This window comes from Shinella oryzae, assembly GCF_023038235.1.
Lineage (GTDB): Bacteria > Pseudomonadota > Alphaproteobacteria > Rhizobiales > Rhizobiaceae > Shinella > Shinella sumterensis.
Genome location: NZ_CP081988.1, coordinates 1,139,895 through 1,160,119 on the forward strand (window position 1 = coordinate 1,139,895; position 20,225 = coordinate 1,160,119).

The window sequence follows — 20,225 nt, forward strand, 5'->3', positions numbered from 1 at the left end:
ATGAACCAGGCACTCGCACTCAACGGCCTGAGCGTCGCCTTCGGTGGCTTCAAGGCGATCAAGAATGTCAGCCTGAGCGTCGCGAGCGGCGAGCTCAGGGTCCTCCTCGGCGCCAATGGCGCGGGCAAGACCACGCTGATGGATCTCATCAGCGGCAAGATCCGCAGTACCGACGGCAGCGTGCGCGTCTTCGGCCATGACATCACGAACTGGCCGGAGCACCGCATCGCCCGAGCCGGGATCGGCCGAAAGTTCCAGATCCCGAGCGTGTTTCGCGATCTCACCGTCGAGCAGAACATTCAGGTGGCCTGCTGCAACAAGCATCCGTCTGTTTTCGCAAATCTTCGCTTCGGTGTTTCGGCCGAGCAGCGGCGCCGTATCGCCGAGATACTGGACCTGACAGGCCTGGTTTCGGTCGCGCGTAAGACGTCGGCGTTCCTGAGCCACGGGCAAACCCAATGGCTGGAGCTCGGCATGCTGATGGCGCAGGACCCGAAGGTCATTCTGCTCGATGAGCCGACCGCCGGCATGACCCATGCCGAAACGTCCAAGACCGCCGATATAATCAACCGCCTCAAGGGTCGCCACACCCTGCTCGTCGTCGAGCATGACATGGGGTTCGTGCGTGAAATCGCCCAGCACATTACCGTCCTGCATCTCGGCGAGGTCCTGGCGGAAGGCAGCGTGGCGGAGATCGAGACCGACGCGCGGGTGCGCGCGGCCTATCTCGGTTCGAAGGGAATATCCTGATGCTCTCGATCAAGAACCTGAACAGCTATTACGGCCGCAGTCATGTTCTGCAAGGCATTTCGCTGGAAGTGCCCGCCGGCAGGATTACAAGCGTTCTCGGTCGAAACGGCACCGGCAAGACGACGTTCCTCAAGACCCTGATGGCACTGACGGACCGCAGCACCGGCGCCTTGGTGCTGGATGGCCAGGATATCTCATCTGCGCAGACCCACCAACGCGCGCGCGCCGGCATCGCCTATGTGCCGCAGGGCCGCGAGATCATTCCCGATTTCACCGTGCGGGAAAACATCCTCATGGGCTCGTTCGCACGTGCCGACCGCAAGCATGTCGTGCCTGAACTGGTCGGCGAACTCTTTCCCTATCTGGTCGAGAATTTCGACCGTCAGGGCGGCCTCCTGTCAGGCGGGCAGCAGCAGCAGCTGGCGATTGCAAGGGCGCTCGCCACAGGCCCCAAGCTTCTGCTGCTCGACGAGCCCAACGAAGGCATCCAGCCCTCCATCGTCGAGGAAATCGAGCGTGCCATCGTGCGTCTCAACCGTGAACTCGGTATGACCGTGATCCTCGTGGAGCAGAACATCGCCTTTGCGCGCGAGGCCTCGGATAATTTCGCCATGATGGAAAAGGGCAGCATCGTCGCGCAAGGCCCGGTTTCCGCGCTGACGGATGACCTCGTGCATCGCCATATGACGGTCTAGTCCGTGCGGAAAGCAGGGAAGGCCGGAGAAAGGGCAGGCCGAGAGAGCCGGCCTGCCGCTCCACGCGACGAGGGGGCGAAGCCCCCTCCCCTGGCTTTTCCGTTCCCTTACTTCTTGCCGCCCCAGCGCTCAGGATAGCCCGGCAAATCCTGGCAGCCGCACAGGCTGTAGTGCAGCGGCGGCATCCGCTCGTCGACATGGTCGGCCAGCACGTCCTGCGTGATCGCCGGCTGCGGAAGCACCCATTCGGGTCCGGGCACCTGCTTGCCGTCAAGCACATCCAGCGCCGCGATAACGGCCGTGCGCCACTGATAAGTCGGATAGGATGGGCCGATAGCCGTCAACTTGTCCGACTGCCACTTGCGCAGAAAGTCCTGCTGGTCCTCGCCGCTGATGACGGGATAGGGCAGGCCCGCATCCTCGAAGGCTTCCAGCGCAGCCGTCGCCGTATCCCCGGCATCCATCCACACCGCGTCGATCTTGACCCCGCGATTGATGTAGTCTTCCACGACGGACTTTGTCTTCGCCCGGTCGCTACCGGTAAATTCAGAGCCGACCACGTTGATGCCGGCTTCGTCGAAGATGTTCTTCGCTGCCGAGTAGCGCGTCTCCAGCACGTCGACGCCGGGCATGATGCGCAGTGCCAGCACGTTGTCGCCCTTCTTCAGCTTGCCGGCTATGAACTCGCCCGACGTGATCCCGAAGCCGTAGCCGCCGACCGGATGGATATAGGTGACCGGGCAGGACGTGTTGACGCCGCGGTCGAAGACGATGACCGGGAGCTTGCCGCAGGCCGCCTCGACAGCCGGGGTAAGCGCCGCCGTCGTGTTCGGCGACACGATCAGCGCATCGCACTTGCCGCCGCTGACCAGGGACTCGATATCGGAAATCTGCTTGTCGTCCTTGCCCTCCGCATCAACGACGATGAGTTCCTTGAGGCGATCCTTGTGCAGGTCAGCCTCGGCATTGAGGTTGTTGAGGCCCACCACGCGCCAGGGGTTGAAGACGCCGGCATTGGAGAAGCAGAGCGTGACGTGGCCGTCCTTCTTGTACTTCGCCGTATCGACCATTCCCTCGCCGAGATGCTGCGCCCAGGGCTGGCCTTCCGGGCCCTGAGGCGTCATCGCCAGCTGCTCGCGCTGCTTCTTGAACTCGGCTGGATCGTTGAAATTCTGCGCCAGCGCCTGGCTGGCGAATGTGAGCGCCACCGTGGTCGCCATAAGTGTCCTGAATGTCATGTCTTCCTCCTCCAGAATGCCGGCTTTGCCGGCGGTTGATGTCGAGTTCCCCTACGTCCTCCGGCGGCCACGCCAAACGGTGGCGCCCACGGCGGCAATCAGGATCGCGCCCTGGATGCTGTCGCGCAGCGCCTGTGGCAGGCCAAGCAGATTGAGTAGGGTGAAAAGGGCAAAGAGGCTGAGGGCGCCGAATACCGCGCTCCACACCGAGCCGCGCCCGCCGAGCAGCTGCGCGCCGCCGATGACGCAGGCGGCAATGGCCTGCAGTTCCAGCCCCTCCCCAGCATTCACCGAAACGCCTGAGAAGCCGCCGAGCAGGATGCCCGCCGTCACCGCCGAGACCGCCGAGACAACAAAAGCGAGGATGCGCGTGGCGGCGACGGGGGTGCCGGCCAGTTCCGCCGCGCGCGGGTTGTCGCCGACCACAAGAGCGCGCTTGCCATAGACCGTGCCGTTCAGCCCCCACCAGGCGATCGCGACGAAGCCCAAGAGGACGATCACCGCCATTGGAAGCGTGCCAACGATCGGCACGTCGCGCAGCACGAGCCGGCCAAGATTGCGAAAGTTCTCCGGAAGGTCGCCGCGCGCCGCACCCCCCGACCAGGCAAGCGCCAGACCGTTGACGGACAGCATGGCACCGAGCGTCGCGATGATCGATGGCACCTTGAGGAAGGCGACGACGAGGCCGTTTATCAGACCGACGGCGATACCCATGACATAGAGCGCGCCGATCACGGCCCAGGTTGTCTCCGGATCACCGTTGATGAGGATCGATGCCGCCAGAACAACGAGCGTCGCGACGGCGCCCATGGACAGATCGAAGCCGCCGGTCAGGATGACGTAGAGCTGGCCGCACGCGAGAATGACGAGCGGTGCCGCGCGGCGCAGGAAGTTCATGAACAGCCCCGGCTCCAGATAGTTCGGCTGGAGGAAGGCGATGGCGGCATAGAGTACGACAAAGATCACGAGGCCGGCATTGAGCGCGATGCGCGCGGGGCGGCGGGGAAGCGCAGAGGCCTGCGGCGCGGTGGTCATGCGACATGCCCCTTCGTGCGGACGGCGTGGACGGCGACGGCTGCGATCACGATGGCGCCGCGCAGAACCTGTTTCAGGAAGGCATCGATGCCCAGCATGTTGAAACCCGCATCGAGGCTGGCAAAGAGCAGCACGCCGGCAAGCGTGCCCGCCACCCCGCCCTTGCCGCCGGCCAGGATCGTGCCGCCGATGACCGTGACGGCGATGGATTCGAGATCGTAGATGCCGTCGCGGCCGATCCAGGGCGTGCCCGATTGCAGGCGCGCGGCAAGATAGATCCCCGACGCACCGGCGAAGAGGCTGGCCACGACATGGGCGGACAGGATCACCCGCTCGGTGCGAATACCGGCAAGCCGCGCGCCGTCCGGATTGCCGCCGACGGCATAGATGCGCGCGCCGAACAGGGTGCGATCCAGCACGAGGGCGGCGGCCAGCGACAGCGCGGCGAGAAGCACGAGCGAATAGGGCACCCCTAGTAGCCCACCATAGGCTAGGACCTGGAACTCGCGCGCAACCGCCCCCTGCAACATGCCGAAGGATGCCGCCAGAACGCCCTGGATGACGAGCCCCGTGCCGAGCGTGGCGATCAGCGGATTGATCCCGCCATATGCGACCAGCGCGCCGTTGATCAGGCCGACCATGAGGCAGAGACCAAGACAAAGCACGATGGCCGGCAGCATCATGGTCGGATCGCCCTGCATGACATGCGAGGCGAGAACGGCGACGGCGCTGATGAGTGCCGCGACCGAAAGGTCGATCGAGCCGACGAGGATCACAAAGGTCTGCCCGATGGCCACCAGACCAAGCGCCACCATGCGCTGGAAGAGGCCGAGGATGCCCGATGCGCTCAACTGCGCGGTTTCGCCGGTCGACAGCGCGATGATGATGTAGAAGCCGAGAGACAAGCCCGCGAGCAGTACGGAGACCGGCAGGCGCGGCGCACGCGGCGTGATCTTGGTGATATCCGTCGTCATGGGCTTCCCCCCTTTTCCGGCGCACCGCTGGTGCCGAGCGCGAGGTGCATGACGTCCTCCTCCTGCGCGCCACGCGGTACTGTTCCAGCCATTCGGCCGCGATGCATGACGACGATGCGATCAGCGATGCCGATCAGCTCCGGCATATCTGAAGAGACGACGACGATGCCGCGCCCCAGATCGGCGAAGCGGCGCATGGTCTCGTAGATCGCAGCCTTGGCGGCGATGTCGATGCCGCGTGTCGGCTCCACGAAGACCAGCACGTCTGATTCCTGCGCCAGCCAGCGCGCGATGATCGCCTTCTGCTGGTTGCCGCCCGAGAGCGTGCCGATCTCCTGGCCGAAATCCGCCGCGCGCACATCCATGGCACGCAGTTTCTCGTCGATGGCATCGGGTGCCAGACGGCCATGTTCCGGCCGCGTGAAAAGCCCGGTCATTGCGCGCAGTGTGAGAAGCGCGTTGTCGCGCACGGACTGGCGCAGCGCCAGCCCCTCGCCCTTGCGGTCGCCCGGCAGATAGCCGATGCCTGCTGCCGTCGCCTGGCGGGGCGTTCGAAGCGCCAACGGCTGACCACGCAGGAACACCGTTCCGCTCGTGAACGGCGCGTCGCCGACCAGCGCCTGCGCCAGCGCCGCCTTGCCGGAATCCTCCAGTCCTGCCACTCCGACGATCTCGCCTGTCCGCACCTCGAAGGCGATGTCCCGCATGTAGGCATTCGCACCCTCCTCAACCGCAAGCAGCACAGGGCCGGGCGCGGACGATGGCGGGGCGGGGTAGAAATCCTTGAGGTCACGGCCGACCATCGCCCGCACGATCTCGCCGACCGGCGCCTCTCCGGTGCGTCGCGTCCAGATCCTGCGGCCATCTTTCAGCACGGTGATGCGGTCGGCGATGGCCGTGATCTCGGGCATGCGATGGGAGATATAGACGATGGATACCCACTCGCCGCGCAGAGTGCGCACGAGATTAAGAAGCGTGCGGCTGTCGCGCTCGTCGAGGGCCGCCGTCGGCTCGTCCATGACAAGGATGCGCGCGTCGAGAAGCAGCGCCTTGGCGATTTCAACAAGCTGCTGTACGGCGATGGACAACGAGGAGACGAGCGTTTGCGGATCGACATCCGCGCCAACGCGCGCAAGAAGTCCTGCCGCCCTGTCCCGCATGGCCGCCTTGTCGAGCATGCCGCGTTTGGCGATCTCGCGGCCCATGAAGATGTTTTCCGCCACCGTGCGGTGCGGCAGGAGACTGAGCTCCTGGTGGATGATGGCGATGCCCGCCTCGGCCGCTTGCCGTGGATGCGTGAAATGCACCGCCCTGCCCGCTAGACGAATCTCGCCCGCATCCGGGCGGTAGCTGCCGCCGAGAATCTTCATGAGCGTGGATTTGCCCGCGCCATTCTCGCCGCAGATCGCATGGACCTCGCCCGGCAGGCACTCGAAATCCACCGCGTCGAGTGCACGCACGCCCGGAAAGGCCTTACTGATGCCGATCATGGCGAGGGCGGGTTCGACCGTCATGCCAACCGCTCTCCCGCCGCCGCCCATTCGCGCCTGACGAAGGCGACGCTTTCGGCAAAAAGGCTGTCGAGGTTATCGAAAAGATCGCGCCAGACGCGTGTGGCACCGGAAAGCTCCGGCAGGGCACGGCCAAAAGATTCCACCGTCAGCCAGCCATCGTAGCCGCAGCGGCGCAGCGCATCGAAATGCGCGGCGAAGGGCACATGGCCGGAGCCCGGGACGCCCCGATCGTTCTCCGAAACATGAAAATGGTTGATCTCACTATGGTAGCGCTCGTAGGTCGCCGGCGGATCCTTTTCCTCGATATTGGCGTGAAACGTGTCGAACATGTAGCCGTAATTCGGGTGATTGACGGCGCGGTAGACGGCTGACGCCTGCGCGACGGTCGACATCATGTAGCATTCGAAACGGTTGACCGCTTCGGCCGAAATGCGAACACCCGCCGGTGCCGCATAGTCGGCCAGTGCATGCATCGCCTCCACACAGCGATCGAACTCCTCCGGCGTCGGCCCGAACCCAGTGAAGACACCCACGGGGGAGTGCAGCGGGCCGGCGACGATCTCGCCACCCATGGCTGCGGTGCAGTCAACGATCCAGCGATGGTGATCGCGGGCTTTCGCCCGCACCGACGCATCTGCGCTGACGGGGTTGGCCTCCGACGTCGCGACGGCCGCGGCACCGGCGACGAGGCCGATATCGGCAAGAAGCCGGCCGACCGCCGCATAGTGCTGCTCTTTTCCGGAGAAGACGGGAACCTCGACGGCATCGTAGCCGAGCACCTTCAGCCGCTCGAGCTGGCGCGCGTGCTGCATGCCGATATCCGCACCGATGACCAGCAGGTTGAATGCGACCTTCACTGACGTCCTCCCCTTCGCCGCGATGGCCCTCTCCTCAGGACCACCGTCAACGAGACCCACAATGACAGGCTTGACTCGTGCAATCTTGCGGATGACAACAGTGGTAAATTTCTTAAGTCGTTTTGTGTTGGGAGGCGCGAAATGAACAGGCACACGGTGATTTCTCCGGCCGGCTACAGGCCCTCTGTTTTCCGCCAGCCAGACTCGGTCATGTATGCTGATAATTGCAAGGAATTGCAGGCCGCGGCGCGCCGCGGCGAGGTCGAACTGCATGCCTGGACGCGGGGAAATTATCCCGGCATTTCTCTGGATGGGCGACTGTCGGGCATCCGGACCGTCGGTTTCTGGGACGCGCGCCACAGCCAGACCTGGGGGCTCGGCCGACATTGCAACGAAGGCTTCAAGATAGCCTACCTCGCGCGCGGCAGCCTCGATCTCGTCGTGGACGACACGCCCCATACGCTGAGCCAAGGGCAGTTCATCGTCATTCGCCCATGGCAGCTGCATTCGATCGGCAGCCCGAATGTCGGGCCGAGCCGGCTGCTCTGGATCATCCTCGATGCCGGCCTGCGCCGGCCGAGCGAGACACCGGACTGGCCGGACTGGCTTGTCTTTTCCCGCGCGGAGGCGACCCGTCTCGGCGAAATCCTGACGCAGAACAACCAGCCCGTCTGGGACGGAGGCCTCGAACTGTGCCGGGCCTTCGAGGCCATCCCCTCCATCCTTCTGGAACGCAGCCCCGAGGACGGCGAGACTCGCCTCAAGGTCGCGATCAATGCGATGATGCTGAGCCTCATCGATCGTATGAGCGAGCAGGTGCCGGCACTTGATCCCGACCTTTCCACCTCGCAGCACACGGTCGCGATTTTCCTGCGCCGTCTCGCGCATGCGCTGGACGAGGACTGGACGCTGGAAGGCATGGCGGAGGAATGCGGCCTGTCGCGCACCCGCTTTTCCGATTACTGCAAGAAGCTCACCAACATGGCGCCGCGCCAGTACCTCCAGCACCTTCGGCTGGAGCAAGCCTCACGCCTTCTACGGGAGCCGCACAATACGAGCGTGACGGAAATCGCGCTCAGCTGCGGCTTCAATTCCAGTCAGTACTTCTCCAACGCCTTCAAGAAGCGCTACGGCCATGCCCCGAGCCACGCGCGCTAGGGGCCGGTTACCAGCGCAGCAGCCTGCGGCCGAGAAGCGCCCCGACGGCGGTTACGGCGCCGATGGCGATCGTATACCAGGTCGCAAGGAAGAGCGGGCTGTCATCAGGGCAGTGCCATGCATAGATGGCGGCGGCAATTGCACCGGCGGCAAGACCAGCCGCAGCCCCGGCAGATGTCGGGTTTTCCGGCGCGCCATTGCGTAAAACGAAAAGAAGCGCTGCAAGCGGCGCAAGCGACAGCAACGGCACGAAGAACAGGCAGAACAGAGCATTGCCACCGAGCCAGTTGGCCCGCCAGGAAGCGACCGGCAGCGCCACGAGTTCGGTGAATACCGCTACCGAAACGGCCATAACGGGCAAGACAAGCAGCAAGCCCGGAAGCCGCGTTGCAGCCCCGGGCCGCCCGATGCGCGACACAAGCCGCGCGGCAAGTACGGCGAGCAGTACCGTGACCATGATCTTGAAGAACACCCGTGGCGTCTCGACGACGCTGGCCAGGTTGTGCCGCAGGCCGACGGTGGAGGTCAGCAGCAGAGCCGACAAGACGATGCCCACCCCCAGCGCAAGCGCCATCCCGAGGCTGTAACGAAGCCGAACGGGCGCATCTTGCGCCATCAGGGTGATCAGATCGTCTGTCTTCATGTCATTCGCTCCGGTAAAGGGCGGCCAGCGATTTCAGCGCTCGGTGAAGAGCAACGCGCACCGCGACCTCACTCATTTTCAGCCGCGCCGCCGTTTCACGCACGCCCTTCCCTTCCAGAGAGATGGAACGCACGATATCACGCTGCGGATCCTTCAGACGCGCCAGAACGCTTTCCGTGTCGAGCCGGTCGGCCGCATCGCTGGACACTTCCCCCGCCTCCAGAAAATCCGCGACATCCTCGATCGGAACATGCGCATGACGGCCGCGGCGGCGCAGGCTGTCGACAAGTTTGTTGCGCACGATCGTCGTCAGCCAGGGGCCGAGGGGCCGGGTCGTGTCCCAGGTGGCACGTTTCAGATGAACCGCCAGCAGGACTTCCTGCACCACGTCTTCCGCTTCGCTCGCCGGCGCGCCGTACTGGTCGCAGCGCCGCCGCGCCATGGCGCGCAGGTGCGGCGTCACTGCAATCAGGAAACGGTTATAGGCCTGCGCATCGCCGTTCATGGCAAGGCGCAGCCAGGCCGCCCATTCCTCTTCGCGCGCCGACTGTTTCACGTCTAATGGCCTACGCTGGCAAACACGCGATTGTTACCCGACCCGCAAAAGAAATGCGACCCGCCTCGTAAAAGGCGGCACACGGCACGACGGAACAGCCCTGCACAAAAATTCGCTCTCGATCCTGTAACGCCGCCCCGATGCTCAGCGTAGCCGTTCATGTTCAGTCAATGACGGCTGGGCCGAAAACGGAGATGAAGAATGAAGACCACGATCGCCACCCTCGCTCTTGCAGGATCGCTCGCGTCCGCACTTGCCGCCATCGCCACGCCAGCCGCCGCCGATGACGCCAAGGAGAAGTGCTACGGCATTGCGATGAAGGGCCAGAACGACTGCGCCGCCGGACCTGGCACCACCTGCGCGGGCACTTCCAAGGTCGACTATCAACAGAACGCCTTCAAGCTGGTCCCGAAAGGCACCTGCGTTTCGATGAAGACCCCGACCGGCCACGGCATGCTGGAACAGGGCCCGGCTCCCGCCTGATCGCCAGATCGCCAACGGACGGCGTCGTACGACGCCGTCACCTCCCGTCCGAAAGGTTTGCCATGATTGCGTCCTCCCTTCCCTCGCGCGTGGGCATCGGCTTCAAGCCGGAGCATTTCGCCGACATCCTTGCCGAGCCGCAGCCTGTCGGTTTTTTCGAAGTGCATGCGGAAAACTACATGGGTGACGGTGGGGTACCGCATGCCCAGCTTGCCCGGCTGCGTGAGGACTACGCGCTCTCCATCCACGGTGTCGGCCTTTCCATCGGCTCCATGCAGGCACTGGACCGCCTGCATCTTTCCCGCCTCAAAACGCTTTGCGACCGCTACCAGCCGGAGAGCTTTTCCGAGCACCTCGCCTGGTCCACGCATGACGGCGTCTTCCTCAACGACCTGCTGCCCTTGCCCTATACACGGGAGACGCTTGACCGTGTCTGCGACCATATCGACACGGTACAGGCGGTTCTCGGCCGCCGGATGCTTCTGGAAAATCCTGCGACCTACCTTCTTTTCGCCGAAAGCACGATCGAGGAGACGGCGTTTCTTGCGGAAATCGCGCGACGAACCGGCTGCGGTCTGCTGCTCGACGTCAACAACGTCTTTGTCGCCGCAACCAACCACAATATCGACCCGCACGACTACATCGCCCGCTTCCCGCTGGAGGCCGTGTGCGAAATCCATCTCGGCGGCCATTCCGAGACCGTCGATGATCTCGGCGCCCCTCTGCTCGTCGACAGCCACGATACGCCGGTGAAGGACCCCGTCTGGGCGCTTTATCGGACGGTTCTTCAAAACACCGGCCCGATCGCAAGTTTGATCGAATGGGACAACGACGTGCCCGCCTGGCCGGTGTTGCGCAAGGAGGCTTCGGCCGCGCAACGGCTGCTCGACGCGGCCGCACGCAAGAGAGTGGCTTGACCATGTCGCAAACCATGCAATCCGCTTTCGCCGCCGGGCTGTTCGACGCGCACCCGCCACCGCCGGGCCTGGCCGCCTGGAACAAGGCGACGCCTCAGAGGCGCTACGCCGTCTACAGCAACAATGTCGGGACAAGCCTGACCGGGGCGCTCGCCGCTCGCTTTCCGGCAGCCGAACGCATCGTGGGAGCGGATTTCTTCCGCGCCATGGCCGGCGCATTCATCAGGGCCTGTCCGCCGCGCTCAGCCGTGCTGCTTGCCTATGGCGACGCGTTCCCGGATTTTGCCGCGCGCTTCGAGCCGGCACGAGACGTCGTCTATCTGGCGGATGTAATGCGGCTGGAGTTCGCGCGTGGCCAGGCCTATCACGCGGCCGACGCATTATCGCTCGATCCCGGTAAGCTCGCCGGTATCGATCCGCGCCGGCTCGAGGAGCTGATCTTCGTTCCCCATCCATCCCTATCGATCCTGTCCTCGCTCCATCCGTTTCACACCATCTGGGCGATGAATACCGGGGAGCGGCCGCTGGCCGACTTGGAGCACTGGGATGGAGAGCACGTGCTAGTCGTTCGCCCGCGCCTGATCGTCGACGTCATCCCGCTGCCGGGCGGTTGCGCGAACTTCCTGCGCAGGCTTGCTGCCGGATCAACGCTTGGCGAAGCGGCAGCACTTGCCGGCGGCGAGGATTTCGATCTTTCGCATGCCCTTGCCATCCTGCTCCGTTCCGGGGCTTTCACGACATTCAGGGAGGGTAAAGCCAATGAAAACCGACACGATGACTGATCACACTACAGGCGTCGCCCGCAGCCTTTCCGAAAGGGTGGTCGCGGCGCTCGAACGCATCCCGAACGGGCTCATTGCGCTGATCGCACGCTTTTCCATTGCAGCCGTCTTCTGGCAGTCGGGCCAGACGAAGGTCAATGGCTGGATGCTCTCCGACAATGCGCTCTACCTTTTCGAGAATGAATACAAGCTCCCCCTTATAGACCCCTGGCTTGCCGCTCATCTCGCTGCCTTGGCAGAGCACATATTTCCCCTTCTGCTGGTCGTCGGCCTGGCGAGCCGCCTGTCCGCGCTGGCGCTCCTAGGCATGACGCTGGTGATCGAGATCTTCGTCTATCCCGGCGCCTGGCCAACTCATGGCACCTGGGCGGCGTGTCTGCTTTTCATCGCAGCCCGGGGACCGGGTCCCCTATCGCTGGATGCGCTGATCGCGGGACAAACGAGGCGGCGGGGAACGTGAGGGAGGGCCTCATTCATAGCCAACGCGTTTGAACGCCTGGGTCTGTCCTTAGGCACTACGGCGCAGCACAGACAGGCCTGTCGCACGATCGAACGCGTGCAGGTTTTCGCCGCTGACGGAGAAAGAGACCGGGGCGTCGCGCGTCGGCCGGCTCCCGGCCGGGACGAGGGCACCGATTTCCTTGCCGCCGACACGGAAGGAGATGAGCGCACTGTCGCCGTGGAACTCGACGAGATCGGTGACGCCGGCAAGCATGTTCTCGCCGCCGCGGGCATCCGGCGATGGCGACAGGGCCGAGGGCCGAACGCCGAGCGTCAGCGCCTGGCCTTCGGTGATCTCGAAGCGCTCTCCGCTGACCCGGAACCGCACGCCGTCACCATCCAGCAGCCATGTGCCGGCGTCCGCGCGCGCCGTGACATCGAGGAAGTTCATGTTCGGCGTGCCGATGAAACCGGCGACGAACAGGGTTCGGGGCCGTTCGTAGATCTCCGCCGGTGTGCCGACCTGCTCGATGGCGCCGCCTTTCATCAGCACGATGCGGTCAGCGAGCGTCATGGCCTCGAGCTGGTCGTGGGTCACGTAGATCGTGGTGGTCTTCAGGGTCTGATGCAGGCGCGCGATCTCGACGCGCATGTGGTTACGCAACTTGGCGTCGAGGTTGGAAAGCGGCTCGTCGAAGAGGAAGACGCGCGGCGTCTTGATCATCGCGCGGGCGATCGCCACGCGCTGCTGCTGGCCGCCCGACAGTTCCGTCGGCTTGCGGGAGAGATACGGCTCCAGCCCGAGCGTACCGGCAACCGTCTTGATGCGGCTTTCGATTTCCGCTTTGTCGACCTTCATGCGCTTCAAGCCGAAGGCGATGTTGTCGTGGATCGTCATGTGCGGGTAGAGAGCATAGTTCTGGAACACCATGGCGACCCCGCGGTCACGCGGCTCCAGGTCGTTCACCGTACGCCCGGCAATCGAGACCGTGCCGCCGGAGATTTCCTCCAGGCCGGCGATCATGCGCAAAAGCGTGGATTTTCCGCAGCCGGACGGGCCGAGGAAGACCACGAATTCGTGGTCGTCGATTTCGAGGTTGAAGTCCTTGATGACGTTGACGGCACCGTAGGCCTTGTCGACATGGGAACAGACGATATTGGCCATGCTCACCCCTCCTCCGTAACAAGGATCTGTAATTTCACATCGGTCGGCCGCGCCTCCACCGCCCGGTCGAAGGCGGCGATGCTATCCTTGAAGGCATAGGTGCCGGTGATCAGCGGCTTGAGGTCGACCTTGCCGGACGCGATGAGCTCCAGCGCGCGGTCGAAGACATTGGCGTAGCGGAAAACCGTCTCGATGCGCACCTCGCGCGAGATGGCGCCGGCCACGTCGAAACGCACGGCATCCACCGGCAGGCCGACGAGCACCGCCGCGCCGCCCGGCCGCACCAGATTGAAGAGGCCTTCGAAAGCCTTCGCGCTGCCGCTCGCCTCGAACACCACGTCGGCGCCCCAGCCGCGGGTGGCCGTGTCGATGGCGGCGGCGAAGGTGGTTTCCTTGAGGTTGACCGCTTCGATGCCGGGATAGGCGGCAGCGATGGCGAGCTTCTCGGCGGAAAAGTCCGAGATCAGCACCCGGCTGCACCCGCCGGCCAGTGCCGCCAGTGCCACCATGATCCCGATCGGCCCCGCGCCGATGACGGCCGCGACATCGCCCGGCACGATGCGGGCGCGCGTTGCAGCCTGCATCCCGATGGCGAAGGGCTCGACCATCGCGCCCTCGGCGAAGGAAACGCTGTCGGGCAGGCGATAGGTGAAGGCGGCGGGATGCACCGCATAGGGCGCGAGAATGCCGTGCACGGGGGGTGTCGCCCAGAAGCGAACGGCGGGATCGACATTGTAGAGGCCGAGTTTCGAGGCACGCGAGGAGAGATCGGGAATGCCGGGCTCCATGCACACCCGGTCGCCGACGGCTAGCGAGCGCACATTCTCGCCGACCTCGACGATGGTGCCGGCTGCCTCGTGACCGAGCACCATGGGCGCGCGCAGCACATAGGGGCCGATGGCGCCGTGAGTATAGTAATGGACGTCGCTGCCGCAGACACCGACCGTGTGGATGGCGATTTTCACATCGTCGGGGCCGACGGTCTGCGGGAGGTCGATGTCGCGAAGGGCAAGCACGCCCTTTTCTTCGAGAACCAAGGCTTGCATGGCTATATGTCCTGTCATCAATTGCTCTTGCGCCGGAAGGCATTGTTGAGAAGGCCGCTCAGAATGCCGATGAGCAGGAGCGGCGGTATGGAAAGCAGAACCACCGAGGCATTGAGGATGCCCCATGGCACGTCGCGACCGAGCTGCGTGAGTTCCGAGGCGACGATCGGCAGCGTCTTGGCATCCGAGGTCGTCAGCATCAGCGCGATCAGGAACTCGTTCCAAACCAGCACGAAGGCGAAGGCAACGGCACCGATGAGCGAGCGCGAGGCAATGGGCAATGCGATCAGGAAGAACACGGCATAGGGCCCGTAACCATCGACCCTTGCCGCCTCCTCCACCTCCTTCGGCACGCGGGCGAAGGCCGGGACGCCGAGCCAGATGACGGTGGCGAGCGTAAGCAGCGTATAGGTGACGATCAGCGAGAGACGCGTGTCGTAGAAGCCAAGATCGAGCCAGATCACCATGAGCGGGATCGCCACGGCGACCGGCGGCAGGAACCGCAGGGACAGCACGAAGAACTGGATGTCGGCGGACCAGCGGTTGGGGTAGCGGGCGATCGCATAGGCGGCCGGCAGGCCGAGCAGCGCACCGATCAGGACGGAACCGCCGGCGGCGATCACCGAATTGACGAGACCGGCGGCCACGCTGTCGCGGCCCAGCACATAGGCGAAGTTGTCGAGTGTCGGCGTGAAGATGAAGAGCGGCGTGGGTGTCACAATGTCCACGCGGTTCTTGAAGGCGTTGATTGCCGTCCACACCATGGGGAATATGGCGGAGAAGCCCGCGAGATAAAGCACGGACTTGCCGAGGAAACGTGACAGGCTCATGGCTTCACCCTCTTCCAGATCACCGTGAAGATGACCGTCGTCGCGACCATCATCAGCACCGCCATGCTGGAGGCGTAGGAGATGCGGCCTGATTCGATGAAGCCTTGCGAGAAGGCGTACATATCCAGCGTTTCCGTCACGATGCCGGGCCCGCCGCGGGTCATGACATAGATGAGGTCGAACGCGCGCAATGACTCGATCATCTTGATGAAGGTGAGCGAGATGAGCGGCGCCTTGAGCATGGGAAGTGCCACATAGAGATAGACTTCCCAGGGACGCGCGTGATCGAGCCGGGCGGCCTCGAAGGGCTGCGGCGGCAGCGTTTCCAGAAGCTTCAGCACGATGACACCGAAGAACAGCCCCCATTGCCAGACATCGACGAGCGCCACCGTCATCAGCGCCGTTGTCGGGTTCGACAAAAGGTCGAGCGGCTGGCCGGTCATCGCCTTGTAGGGATAGGTGACGACGCCGTAGAGCGGATGGAAGGCGAACTTCCAGACGAAGGCGGCCGAAACGCGCGGCAGGATGACCGGTACGAGGAAGATCAGCGTCAGCACCGCCCGCTGGCGCGCCGAGGCGAATTCGAACATCAGGATGCCGAGCACGATGGCCACCAGCAGCGTCAGCGTCACCGTGACCAGCTCCCAGGTCAGCGACACGCCGATGGCATTGATAAAGCGGCGATCCGAAAAGAGATCGATGTAATTGGCAAGGCCGACGAAGCTGCCGTCCGGGCGGCTGAGCTCGCGGTTGCGGAAGGAAATGTAGATCGCATAGGCCGTCGGCACGAAGGCAAGCACCGCCAGGATGAGCAGCGGCGGCGCGAGGAAGACGGCAGGCAGGCGGGTTCTCGATGTCATGGATTTTCCTCGTGATCGCGCGGCCGCCGTCTCGGGAGTGCGGTGGCGGCCGCGCTGCTCAAAGGCTTACTGGCTGCGAGCGACGAGCTCCTTGGCGAAGCCTTCGAGTTCGTTCAGGCCGTCCTTGATGTCCGTGCGTGAACCGGCGATCAACTCTTCGAGAATGATGCCCCAGCGGTCGCCGAGATCAGGCCAGAGCGGGCTCTGCCAGAAGTTGACAGCCGTCACCTTGCCGGTCTCTGCAAGCGCCTGGCCGAGGTCAGGCCCGTAGAGCTTGGCGAAGGTGTCGCTGGTCATGATGCTGGTGCGGTTGAGTTCGCTGAACTGGTTGGCCTCCAGGCGGCGCTGCTCGTTCTCCTTGGATGTTGCCCAGGCGATGAACAGGCCCGCGCAGGCCTTCGATGCGTCATCCGCATTGGCCTTGGTACCGATCGCGAGACCATGGCCGTAGCCACCGCCGGTGAGCGGCGTCGGCGGCGGCAGGTAGCCGACCTTGCCGGCGACCTGCGAGGACTTCGGATCGATCGCCATGCCGACAAGCGGGGTCGACTCCACCAGCATCGCGACCTGACCGGACGTGAAAGCGCCGACCGATTCATCCCAGCCGCCGGTCTGCGTGCCGGGTGCGGAATACTTGAAGAGTTCGAGATAGGTCTCGGTGGCCTTCACGGCCGCCTCGCTGTTGAACTTCGGCTCGTTGCCGTCGAACCACTCGCCACCGAAGCCCTTGAAATACGGCATCCAGCGCCAGACATTGGCGCCCGAGCCGCGCTGGCCGCGCAACGCGATGCCATAGATGCCCTTGTCCGGCTGATGCAGCTTCTTGACGGCGTCCTTCATCTCGTCGAGCGTCGTCGGTGGCTTGACGCCGGCAGCTTCCAGCAGGTCCTTGCGGTAGACAAGCAGATCGCCGCCGCCGGTCAGCGGTGCGAACCAGACCTTGCCGTTATAGGTCGCGACCTTCTGGCGGCCGGGATCGAAGTCGGCATAATCATATTCGGCGGGATAATAATCCATCAGCGGCGCGACCCAGCCGGCAGACGCGAACAGCGCCACATTGGCCTCGTCGATGTAATAGACATTGTACTTGCCGATGGTCGACGCATCCGCCTTAGTCTTGGCGCGACGGTCGTTTTCGTTGAGATAGTCGATTTCGAAGGATGCGCCGCCGGAAAGCTTGGCGAACTCGTCCTTGTGGCTTTCCAGAAGCGTCAGGCCGTCGCGCGGCTGGGCCAGCACACGGATGGTACCGGAGCATTCCGCCGCCAGCGCGACCGATGAGACAGAGCTGGCGAGAAGGCATGCATAGGCGATGCTCGAAACGAGCGTTTTCACGGATGTCATGGGTGAACCTCCCTCAAGGTATCGTTGGTCGGCGCGGCACGACCTCCTCGTCGCCTGCGCCAATCGTCCAGCGAATGACTTCGCTAGCTGCATATTATGCGGGGAAATCGCGGAAACTAGCGTGTCTGTTGCAGTGAATCTGTATTTTAATGCGCGATTTTATGCTGCACTGCGAAAAAACAACACTATCCGCGCAAGGTTTCATCGGGGACGGGGACATCGCCCCGCAGGGAGCGGCGTTGCGGCGTGAGCCGGCGATAAGCGGACGGCGTCATGCGGTGCTGGCGCAGGAAGGTCCGGTTGAAATTGGAAATGTTCATGTAGCCGACCTCGAAACAGATATCGGTGATCGGCATGTCGGTTTCCGCCAAAAGCTTGCAGGCCTGCCAGATGCGCAGCTTGTTGACATGGTCCGTGAAGGTGTTGCCGGTGTTCTTCTTGAAGAAGCGGGAGAAAGCGCTTTCCCTCATGCCAGCGAGATCGGCGACATCAGACAGGCGGATATCGGTCGCGAAGTTGCGGTAGATGAAGACGAGCGCGCGCTGGAGCGCGTCGAGGGTTTCGGCGTCGAGCTTTGGCGAATATTCGGGCGATGACAGCACCTCGTATTCCGTCGAGCCGGCAAGCAGATCGAGCAGCTGAAGGAAAAGCGCGAGCCGCGCCACGCCCTTCTGCGTACCCATGCGCTCGACGAGATCGGCGCCGCGCGCCAGCGTCTCGCCGCTGAAGACGAGGCCTCTTTGAGCGCGAGCAAAGAAGTCCTCCAGCTGCGCGAATTCCGGCAGCATCCGGGTCGCCTCGCGGATGCGATCAGGATGGAACTGCAAGACGACGTCGCGTCCCTCGATCACCTCGCCGGGTGCGGTCATCGTCACCCAGTCATGCGGCAGGTCGCTGCCGATGACGGTCAGATAGGTCGCGGAGAACGCGCCGATATAATCGCCGACAAAGGCCACTCCGGTGCCCTTGCGAATGAGATGGATCTCGAATTCCGGATGAAAGTTCCAGACATTGCGCTCCCACGGATAATCGTCGATGCGCCAGAGAAAGCTCTCGTCGATGCCGGTGATGATGTGCTCGAAGGTCGGCGGGCTGGCCGAAAGCGGGCTGAACTTCGGCTCCGGTATGCTCCTGCGCTCCCGCATGCTGGTGGGGCTGCTCAATGGGTGCTCCTGCATTGCCACGACATCGCGGCGGGCATTTTGACCACAAAACCGCGGCCGGACAACCGCCCCGAGTGCTACGGCTCCTCGCCCTCGGCATCCGTCTCGACGCCGGCCTCCACCGCTTCCGTCTGCACAGCCTGCCGGCTGAGCAGACCCGCATCCTCGAGCGCCTCGATATCAGGCAGATCTCGCAGCGTCTGCATGCCGAAGGCGGTCAGGAACTGCTTCGTGGTCACATAGGTATAGGGCGCGCCCGGTGTGGGGCTGCGCGGGCCGGAAGCAAGGAAGCCGGCATTGCGCAGGGACGCGATCGTGTCGCGGCTTATCTCCTTGCCGAAAACCCGCGACAGTTCGGCTCGGGTCACCGGCTGGAAATAGGCGATCGCCATCAGCACCATGGCCTCGAAGTCCGATAAGGCAGCGGATGAGCTGCGCGTCGGCGCCTGCGACGCCCGGACCGTCTCCGCGTAACGGGGACGCGTTCGATGCTGCCAACCGCCCGCGACCGACACGATCTCGTAGGGTCGGCCGCGCAGTTCCTCCTGCAGATCGTCGATCAGGAGATCGAGGCTGCAATCCTTGCCGACGACGCGCGACAGCGTCTCGCGGCCGACGGGCGAGGCCGCGGCGAACAGGACCGCCTCGACGCGCAGCATCCACTCGCGCCAGCGCAGCTCGGCAGGCAGGTCGGCAAGCTCCCGGTCGAGCGACTGCTGGTCCTGCGCCCTGGATTTGCGGCCACGCCGTGCCTTCGTGCCGTCAGGTGCGTCCATCGTCACAGCCCGTAAATCCGGAAGGATGCGCGCCCGGAAAGCTCCCGGACGGCGGCAAAACCTTCCAATCGTTCGAACAGGCGAGTGGCGGCCCAGCGGGACAGGTTGCTGCCGGGCGCCGATGCCGGCACGGCGTCGTCATCGAGCAGCCTTGCGATAACAGGCGCGGCTCCCTTGGTGCGCACCTTCGGCGCGACGGCGAGAAGTGCTTCGGCGCGATGCGCGATTTCGCCGGCAGACCGCAGGGCGGTCGTGGCCCCCTCGGCAAGCGCGACGCAGACGGCGCCGGCAAAAGCGGGTTCGCCGGGCTGCACGCGCCCTCGGCCCGCCGGCGTGCGGAAAGCCGCTCCGTAACGCTCCGCCATTAAGAGCGGCACCGCGGAAGGCCAGTCGAGCATGCGCGCGATGAGCAGGTCGGCCAGCGCCCAGGCCAGCATCTCGCCATCGGGCCGGTCACGCATGATCGCCGTCACCAGTGCAGCCGCAGCGAAGGGCGGTGCCCGGCCCGATTGCAGCGCTGCATCCGCATGATCGACCGCCGCCAGCAGCCGCTCGTCGGCGGCGAGGCCAAACAGGTCGGCCAGTTCGCCGACGGTCTTGGAGGAAAAGCCGGGCTTTCGCGCCGCAATCCGCCGGAACGCCACAGAGACGCGCCCGGCCGGGCCCGGATCGTCGCCTGCCGATGTCAGGAGCACGGCGTCGCGCAGTCCCGCCTCCTCTTCGTTGCGTCCCATCAGACGCACTGCAACCGCTGCGCATTTCAAGGCCTGCCGCGCGCGCCAGCAGCCGGCCCAGACGGGCGCAGAACGCACGAGGTCGTCGAGTGCTTTCAGGGCGACGCCGGCGGCGAAAGCGGCATCGCTCTCATTAGGTTCGCCCCCGCGCGAGCGGATCCAGCCCGGCAGCTGCGGTACCGGCGTGGCGGCCGGTTGAGGGGATGGAACGCGCGAATCCATCTCGGCAGCCTACATTCCGCGTGCGGTTCTCGCCAGACGGAT

At 64.4% G+C, this 20,225-nt stretch carries 22 protein-coding genes; 7 read left to right on the top strand and 15 right to left on the bottom strand.

What is annotated here, in order from left to right; translation table 11 throughout:
* Complete coding sequence (gene urtD, locus K6301_RS21550; protein WP_247220897.1) at window positions 1–750, top strand: urea ABC transporter ATP-binding protein UrtD; 750 nt, start codon at window positions 1–3, stop codon at window positions 748–750.
* Complete coding sequence (gene urtE / locus K6301_RS21555) at window positions 750–1,445, top strand: urea ABC transporter ATP-binding subunit UrtE (protein WP_247220899.1); 696 nt, start codon at window positions 750–752, stop codon at window positions 1,443–1,445. Before urtD ends, urtE begins: the two co-directional genes overlap by 1 nt.
* A 107-nt stretch (window positions 1,446–1,552) precedes the next feature.
* Here urtE and K6301_RS21560 read toward each other — a convergent pair whose 3' ends face one another.
* From K6301_RS21560 to K6301_RS21580, 5 genes are read right to left on the bottom strand one after another with little or no spacing between them, the layout of a single operon-like run.
* Entirely contained in the window at window positions 1,553–2,683 is a 1,131-nt protein-coding gene (locus K6301_RS21560) for a substrate-binding domain-containing protein (protein WP_247220901.1), read from the bottom strand.
* 51 nt (window positions 2,684–2,734) lie between these two features.
* Window positions 2,735–3,718: an ABC transporter permease gene (locus K6301_RS21565; RefSeq protein ID WP_247220903.1), complete on the bottom strand. Its 984-nt coding sequence runs from the start codon at window positions 3,716–3,718 to the stop codon at window positions 2,735–2,737.
* Complete coding sequence (locus tag K6301_RS21570; RefSeq protein WP_247220905.1) at window positions 3,715–4,692, bottom strand: ABC transporter permease; 978 nt, start codon at window positions 4,690–4,692, stop codon at window positions 3,715–3,717. The genes K6301_RS21565 and K6301_RS21570 overlap by 4 nt, the downstream gene beginning before the upstream one ends.
* Window positions 4,689–6,206 carry a sugar ABC transporter ATP-binding protein gene (locus tag K6301_RS21575; protein WP_247220907.1) on the bottom strand — a complete coding sequence of 506 codons (1,518 nt, stop codon included), beginning with the start codon at window positions 6,204–6,206 and terminating at the stop codon, window positions 4,689–4,691. Before K6301_RS21575 ends, K6301_RS21570 begins: the two co-directional genes overlap by 4 nt.
* The gene (locus K6301_RS21580; protein WP_247220909.1) at window positions 6,203–7,063 is read right to left on the bottom strand and encodes a sugar phosphate isomerase/epimerase family protein; all 861 of its coding nucleotides are present in this window, start codon (window positions 7,061–7,063) and stop codon (window positions 6,203–6,205) included. Before K6301_RS21580 ends, K6301_RS21575 begins: the two co-directional genes overlap by 4 nt.
* A gap of 141 nt (window positions 7,064–7,204) precedes the next feature.
* Here K6301_RS21580 and K6301_RS21585 point away from each other — a divergent pair, with 141 nt between their 5' ends.
* Window positions 7,205–8,221 carry a helix-turn-helix transcriptional regulator gene (locus K6301_RS21585; RefSeq protein WP_134651097.1) on the top strand — a complete coding sequence of 339 codons (1,017 nt, stop codon included), beginning with the start codon at window positions 7,205–7,207 and terminating at the stop codon, window positions 8,219–8,221.
* A 7-nt stretch (window positions 8,222–8,228) separates the two neighbouring features.
* Here the strand turns inward: K6301_RS21585 and K6301_RS21590 are convergent, their stop codons facing one another.
* Complete coding sequence (locus K6301_RS21590) at window positions 8,229–8,864, bottom strand: NrsF family protein (protein ID WP_247220911.1); 636 nt, start codon at window positions 8,862–8,864, stop codon at window positions 8,229–8,231.
* A 1-nt stretch (window position 8,865) separates the two neighbouring features.
* Window positions 8,866–9,420 carry a sigma-70 family RNA polymerase sigma factor gene (locus K6301_RS21595; RefSeq protein WP_134651101.1) on the bottom strand — a complete coding sequence of 185 codons (555 nt, stop codon included), beginning with the start codon at window positions 9,418–9,420 and terminating at the stop codon, window positions 8,866–8,868.
* A 201-nt stretch (window positions 9,421–9,621) separates the two neighbouring features.
* Here K6301_RS21595 and K6301_RS21600 point away from each other — a divergent pair, with 201 nt between their 5' ends.
* From K6301_RS21600 to K6301_RS21615, 4 genes are all read left to right on the top strand, one after another.
* Window positions 9,622–9,903 (top strand): BufA1 family periplasmic bufferin-type metallophore, encoded by a 282-nt coding sequence (locus K6301_RS21600; protein WP_134651103.1) that lies wholly within the window; start codon window positions 9,622–9,624, stop codon window positions 9,901–9,903.
* Between the two features lie 62 nt (window positions 9,904–9,965).
* Window positions 9,966–10,820 carry an MNIO family bufferin maturase gene (bufB, locus tag K6301_RS21605; protein WP_247220913.1) on the top strand — a complete coding sequence of 285 codons (855 nt, stop codon included), beginning with the start codon at window positions 9,966–9,968 and terminating at the stop codon, window positions 10,818–10,820.
* A 2-nt stretch (window positions 10,821–10,822) separates the two neighbouring features.
* Window positions 10,823–11,602, top strand: coding sequence for an HvfC/BufC N-terminal domain-containing protein (locus K6301_RS21610; protein WP_247222478.1), 780 nt, complete (start codon window positions 10,823–10,825; stop codon window positions 11,600–11,602).
* Complete coding sequence (locus K6301_RS21615) at window positions 11,595–12,062, top strand: DoxX family protein (protein ID WP_247220915.1); 468 nt, start codon at window positions 11,595–11,597, stop codon at window positions 12,060–12,062. The genes K6301_RS21610 and K6301_RS21615 overlap by 8 nt, the downstream gene beginning before the upstream one ends.
* Before the next feature lie 48 nt (window positions 12,063–12,110).
* Here K6301_RS21615 and K6301_RS21620 read toward each other — a convergent pair whose 3' ends face one another.
* The 8 genes from K6301_RS21620 to K6301_RS21655 form a co-directional block, all read right to left on the bottom strand.
* Window positions 12,111–13,208, bottom strand: a complete 1,098-nt coding sequence (locus K6301_RS21620) for an ABC transporter ATP-binding protein (protein ID WP_247220916.1) — start codon at window positions 13,206–13,208, stop codon at window positions 12,111–12,113.
* Window positions 13,209–13,210: 2 nt separating this feature from the next.
* Window positions 13,211–14,254, bottom strand: a complete 1,044-nt coding sequence (locus K6301_RS21625; RefSeq protein ID WP_247220917.1) for an NAD(P)-dependent alcohol dehydrogenase — start codon at window positions 14,252–14,254, stop codon at window positions 13,211–13,213.
* A 17-nt stretch (window positions 14,255–14,271) separates the two neighbouring features.
* Complete coding sequence (locus K6301_RS21630; protein ID WP_247220918.1) at window positions 14,272–15,084, bottom strand: carbohydrate ABC transporter permease; 813 nt, start codon at window positions 15,082–15,084, stop codon at window positions 14,272–14,274.
* Window positions 15,081–15,944: a carbohydrate ABC transporter permease gene (locus K6301_RS21635; protein WP_247220919.1), complete on the bottom strand. Its 864-nt coding sequence runs from the start codon at window positions 15,942–15,944 to the stop codon at window positions 15,081–15,083. Before K6301_RS21635 ends, K6301_RS21630 begins: the two co-directional genes overlap by 4 nt.
* Before the next feature lie 66 nt (window positions 15,945–16,010).
* Window positions 16,011–17,288, bottom strand: a complete 1,278-nt coding sequence (locus tag K6301_RS21640; RefSeq protein ID WP_247220920.1) for an ABC transporter substrate-binding protein — start codon at window positions 17,286–17,288, stop codon at window positions 16,011–16,013.
* Between the two features lie 185 nt (window positions 17,289–17,473).
* On the bottom strand, window positions 17,474–18,433 hold the full coding sequence (locus tag K6301_RS21645; RefSeq protein ID WP_425475437.1) for an AraC family transcriptional regulator: 960 nt from the start codon (window positions 18,431–18,433) through the stop codon (window positions 17,474–17,476).
* 95 nt (window positions 18,434–18,528) lie between these two features.
* The gene (scpB, locus tag K6301_RS21650; RefSeq protein WP_247220923.1) at window positions 18,529–19,227 is read right to left on the bottom strand and encodes an SMC-Scp complex subunit ScpB; all 699 of its coding nucleotides are present in this window, start codon (window positions 19,225–19,227) and stop codon (window positions 18,529–18,531) included.
* A gap of 2 nt (window positions 19,228–19,229) precedes the next feature.
* Window positions 19,230–20,183: a DUF1403 family protein gene (locus tag K6301_RS21655; RefSeq protein WP_247220925.1), complete on the bottom strand. Its 954-nt coding sequence runs from the start codon at window positions 20,181–20,183 to the stop codon at window positions 19,230–19,232.
* Between the last annotated feature and the right edge of the window lie 42 nt (window positions 20,184–20,225).

Coding starts and splice junctions, on each gene's coding strand:
- urtD (WP_247220897.1), top strand. CDS start 1: ATGAACCAGGCACTCGCACTCAACGGCCTGAGCGTCGCCTTCGGTGGC.
- urtE (WP_247220899.1), top strand. CDS start 750: ATGCTCTCGATCAAGAACCTGAACAGCTATTACGGCCGCAGTCATGTT.
- K6301_RS21560 (WP_247220901.1), bottom strand. CDS start 2,683: ATGACATTCAGGACACTTATGGCGACCACGGTGGCGCTCACATTCGCC.
- K6301_RS21565 (WP_247220903.1), bottom strand. CDS start 3,718: ATGACCACCGCGCCGCAGGCCTCTGCGCTTCCCCGCCGCCCCGCGCGC.
- K6301_RS21570 (WP_247220905.1), bottom strand. CDS start 4,692: ATGACGACGGATATCACCAAGATCACGCCGCGTGCGCCGCGCCTGCCG.
- K6301_RS21575 (WP_247220907.1), bottom strand. CDS start 6,206: ATGACGGTCGAACCCGCCCTCGCCATGATCGGCATCAGTAAGGCCTTT.
- K6301_RS21585 (WP_134651097.1), top strand. CDS start 7,205: ATGAACAGGCACACGGTGATTTCTCCGGCCGGCTACAGGCCCTCTGTT.
- K6301_RS21590 (WP_247220911.1), bottom strand. CDS start 8,864: ATGAAGACAGACGATCTGATCACCCTGATGGCGCAAGATGCGCCCGTT.
- K6301_RS21600 (WP_134651103.1), top strand. CDS start 9,622: ATGAAGACCACGATCGCCACCCTCGCTCTTGCAGGATCGCTCGCGTCC.
- bufB (WP_247220913.1), top strand. CDS start 9,966: ATGATTGCGTCCTCCCTTCCCTCGCGCGTGGGCATCGGCTTCAAGCCG.
- K6301_RS21610 (WP_247222478.1), top strand. CDS start 10,823: ATGTCGCAAACCATGCAATCCGCTTTCGCCGCCGGGCTGTTCGACGCG.
- K6301_RS21615 (WP_247220915.1), top strand. CDS start 11,595: ATGACTGATCACACTACAGGCGTCGCCCGCAGCCTTTCCGAAAGGGTG.
- K6301_RS21620 (WP_247220916.1), bottom strand. CDS start 13,208: ATGGCCAATATCGTCTGTTCCCATGTCGACAAGGCCTACGGTGCCGTC.
- K6301_RS21625 (WP_247220917.1), bottom strand. CDS start 14,254: ATGCAAGCCTTGGTTCTCGAAGAAAAGGGCGTGCTTGCCCTTCGCGAC.
- K6301_RS21630 (WP_247220918.1), bottom strand. CDS start 15,084: ATGAGCCTGTCACGTTTCCTCGGCAAGTCCGTGCTTTATCTCGCGGGC.
- K6301_RS21635 (WP_247220919.1), bottom strand. CDS start 15,944: ATGACATCGAGAACCCGCCTGCCTGCCGTCTTCCTCGCGCCGCCGCTG.
- K6301_RS21640 (WP_247220920.1), bottom strand. CDS start 17,288: ATGACATCCGTGAAAACGCTCGTTTCGAGCATCGCCTATGCATGCCTT.
- K6301_RS21645 (WP_425475437.1), bottom strand. CDS start 18,433: ATGCGGGAGCGCAGGAGCATACCGGAGCCGAAGTTCAGCCCGCTTTCG.
- scpB (WP_247220923.1), bottom strand. CDS start 19,227: ATGGACGCACCTGACGGCACGAAGGCACGGCGTGGCCGCAAATCCAGG.
- K6301_RS21655 (WP_247220925.1), bottom strand. CDS start 20,183: ATGGATTCGCGCGTTCCATCCCCTCAACCGGCCGCCACGCCGGTACCG.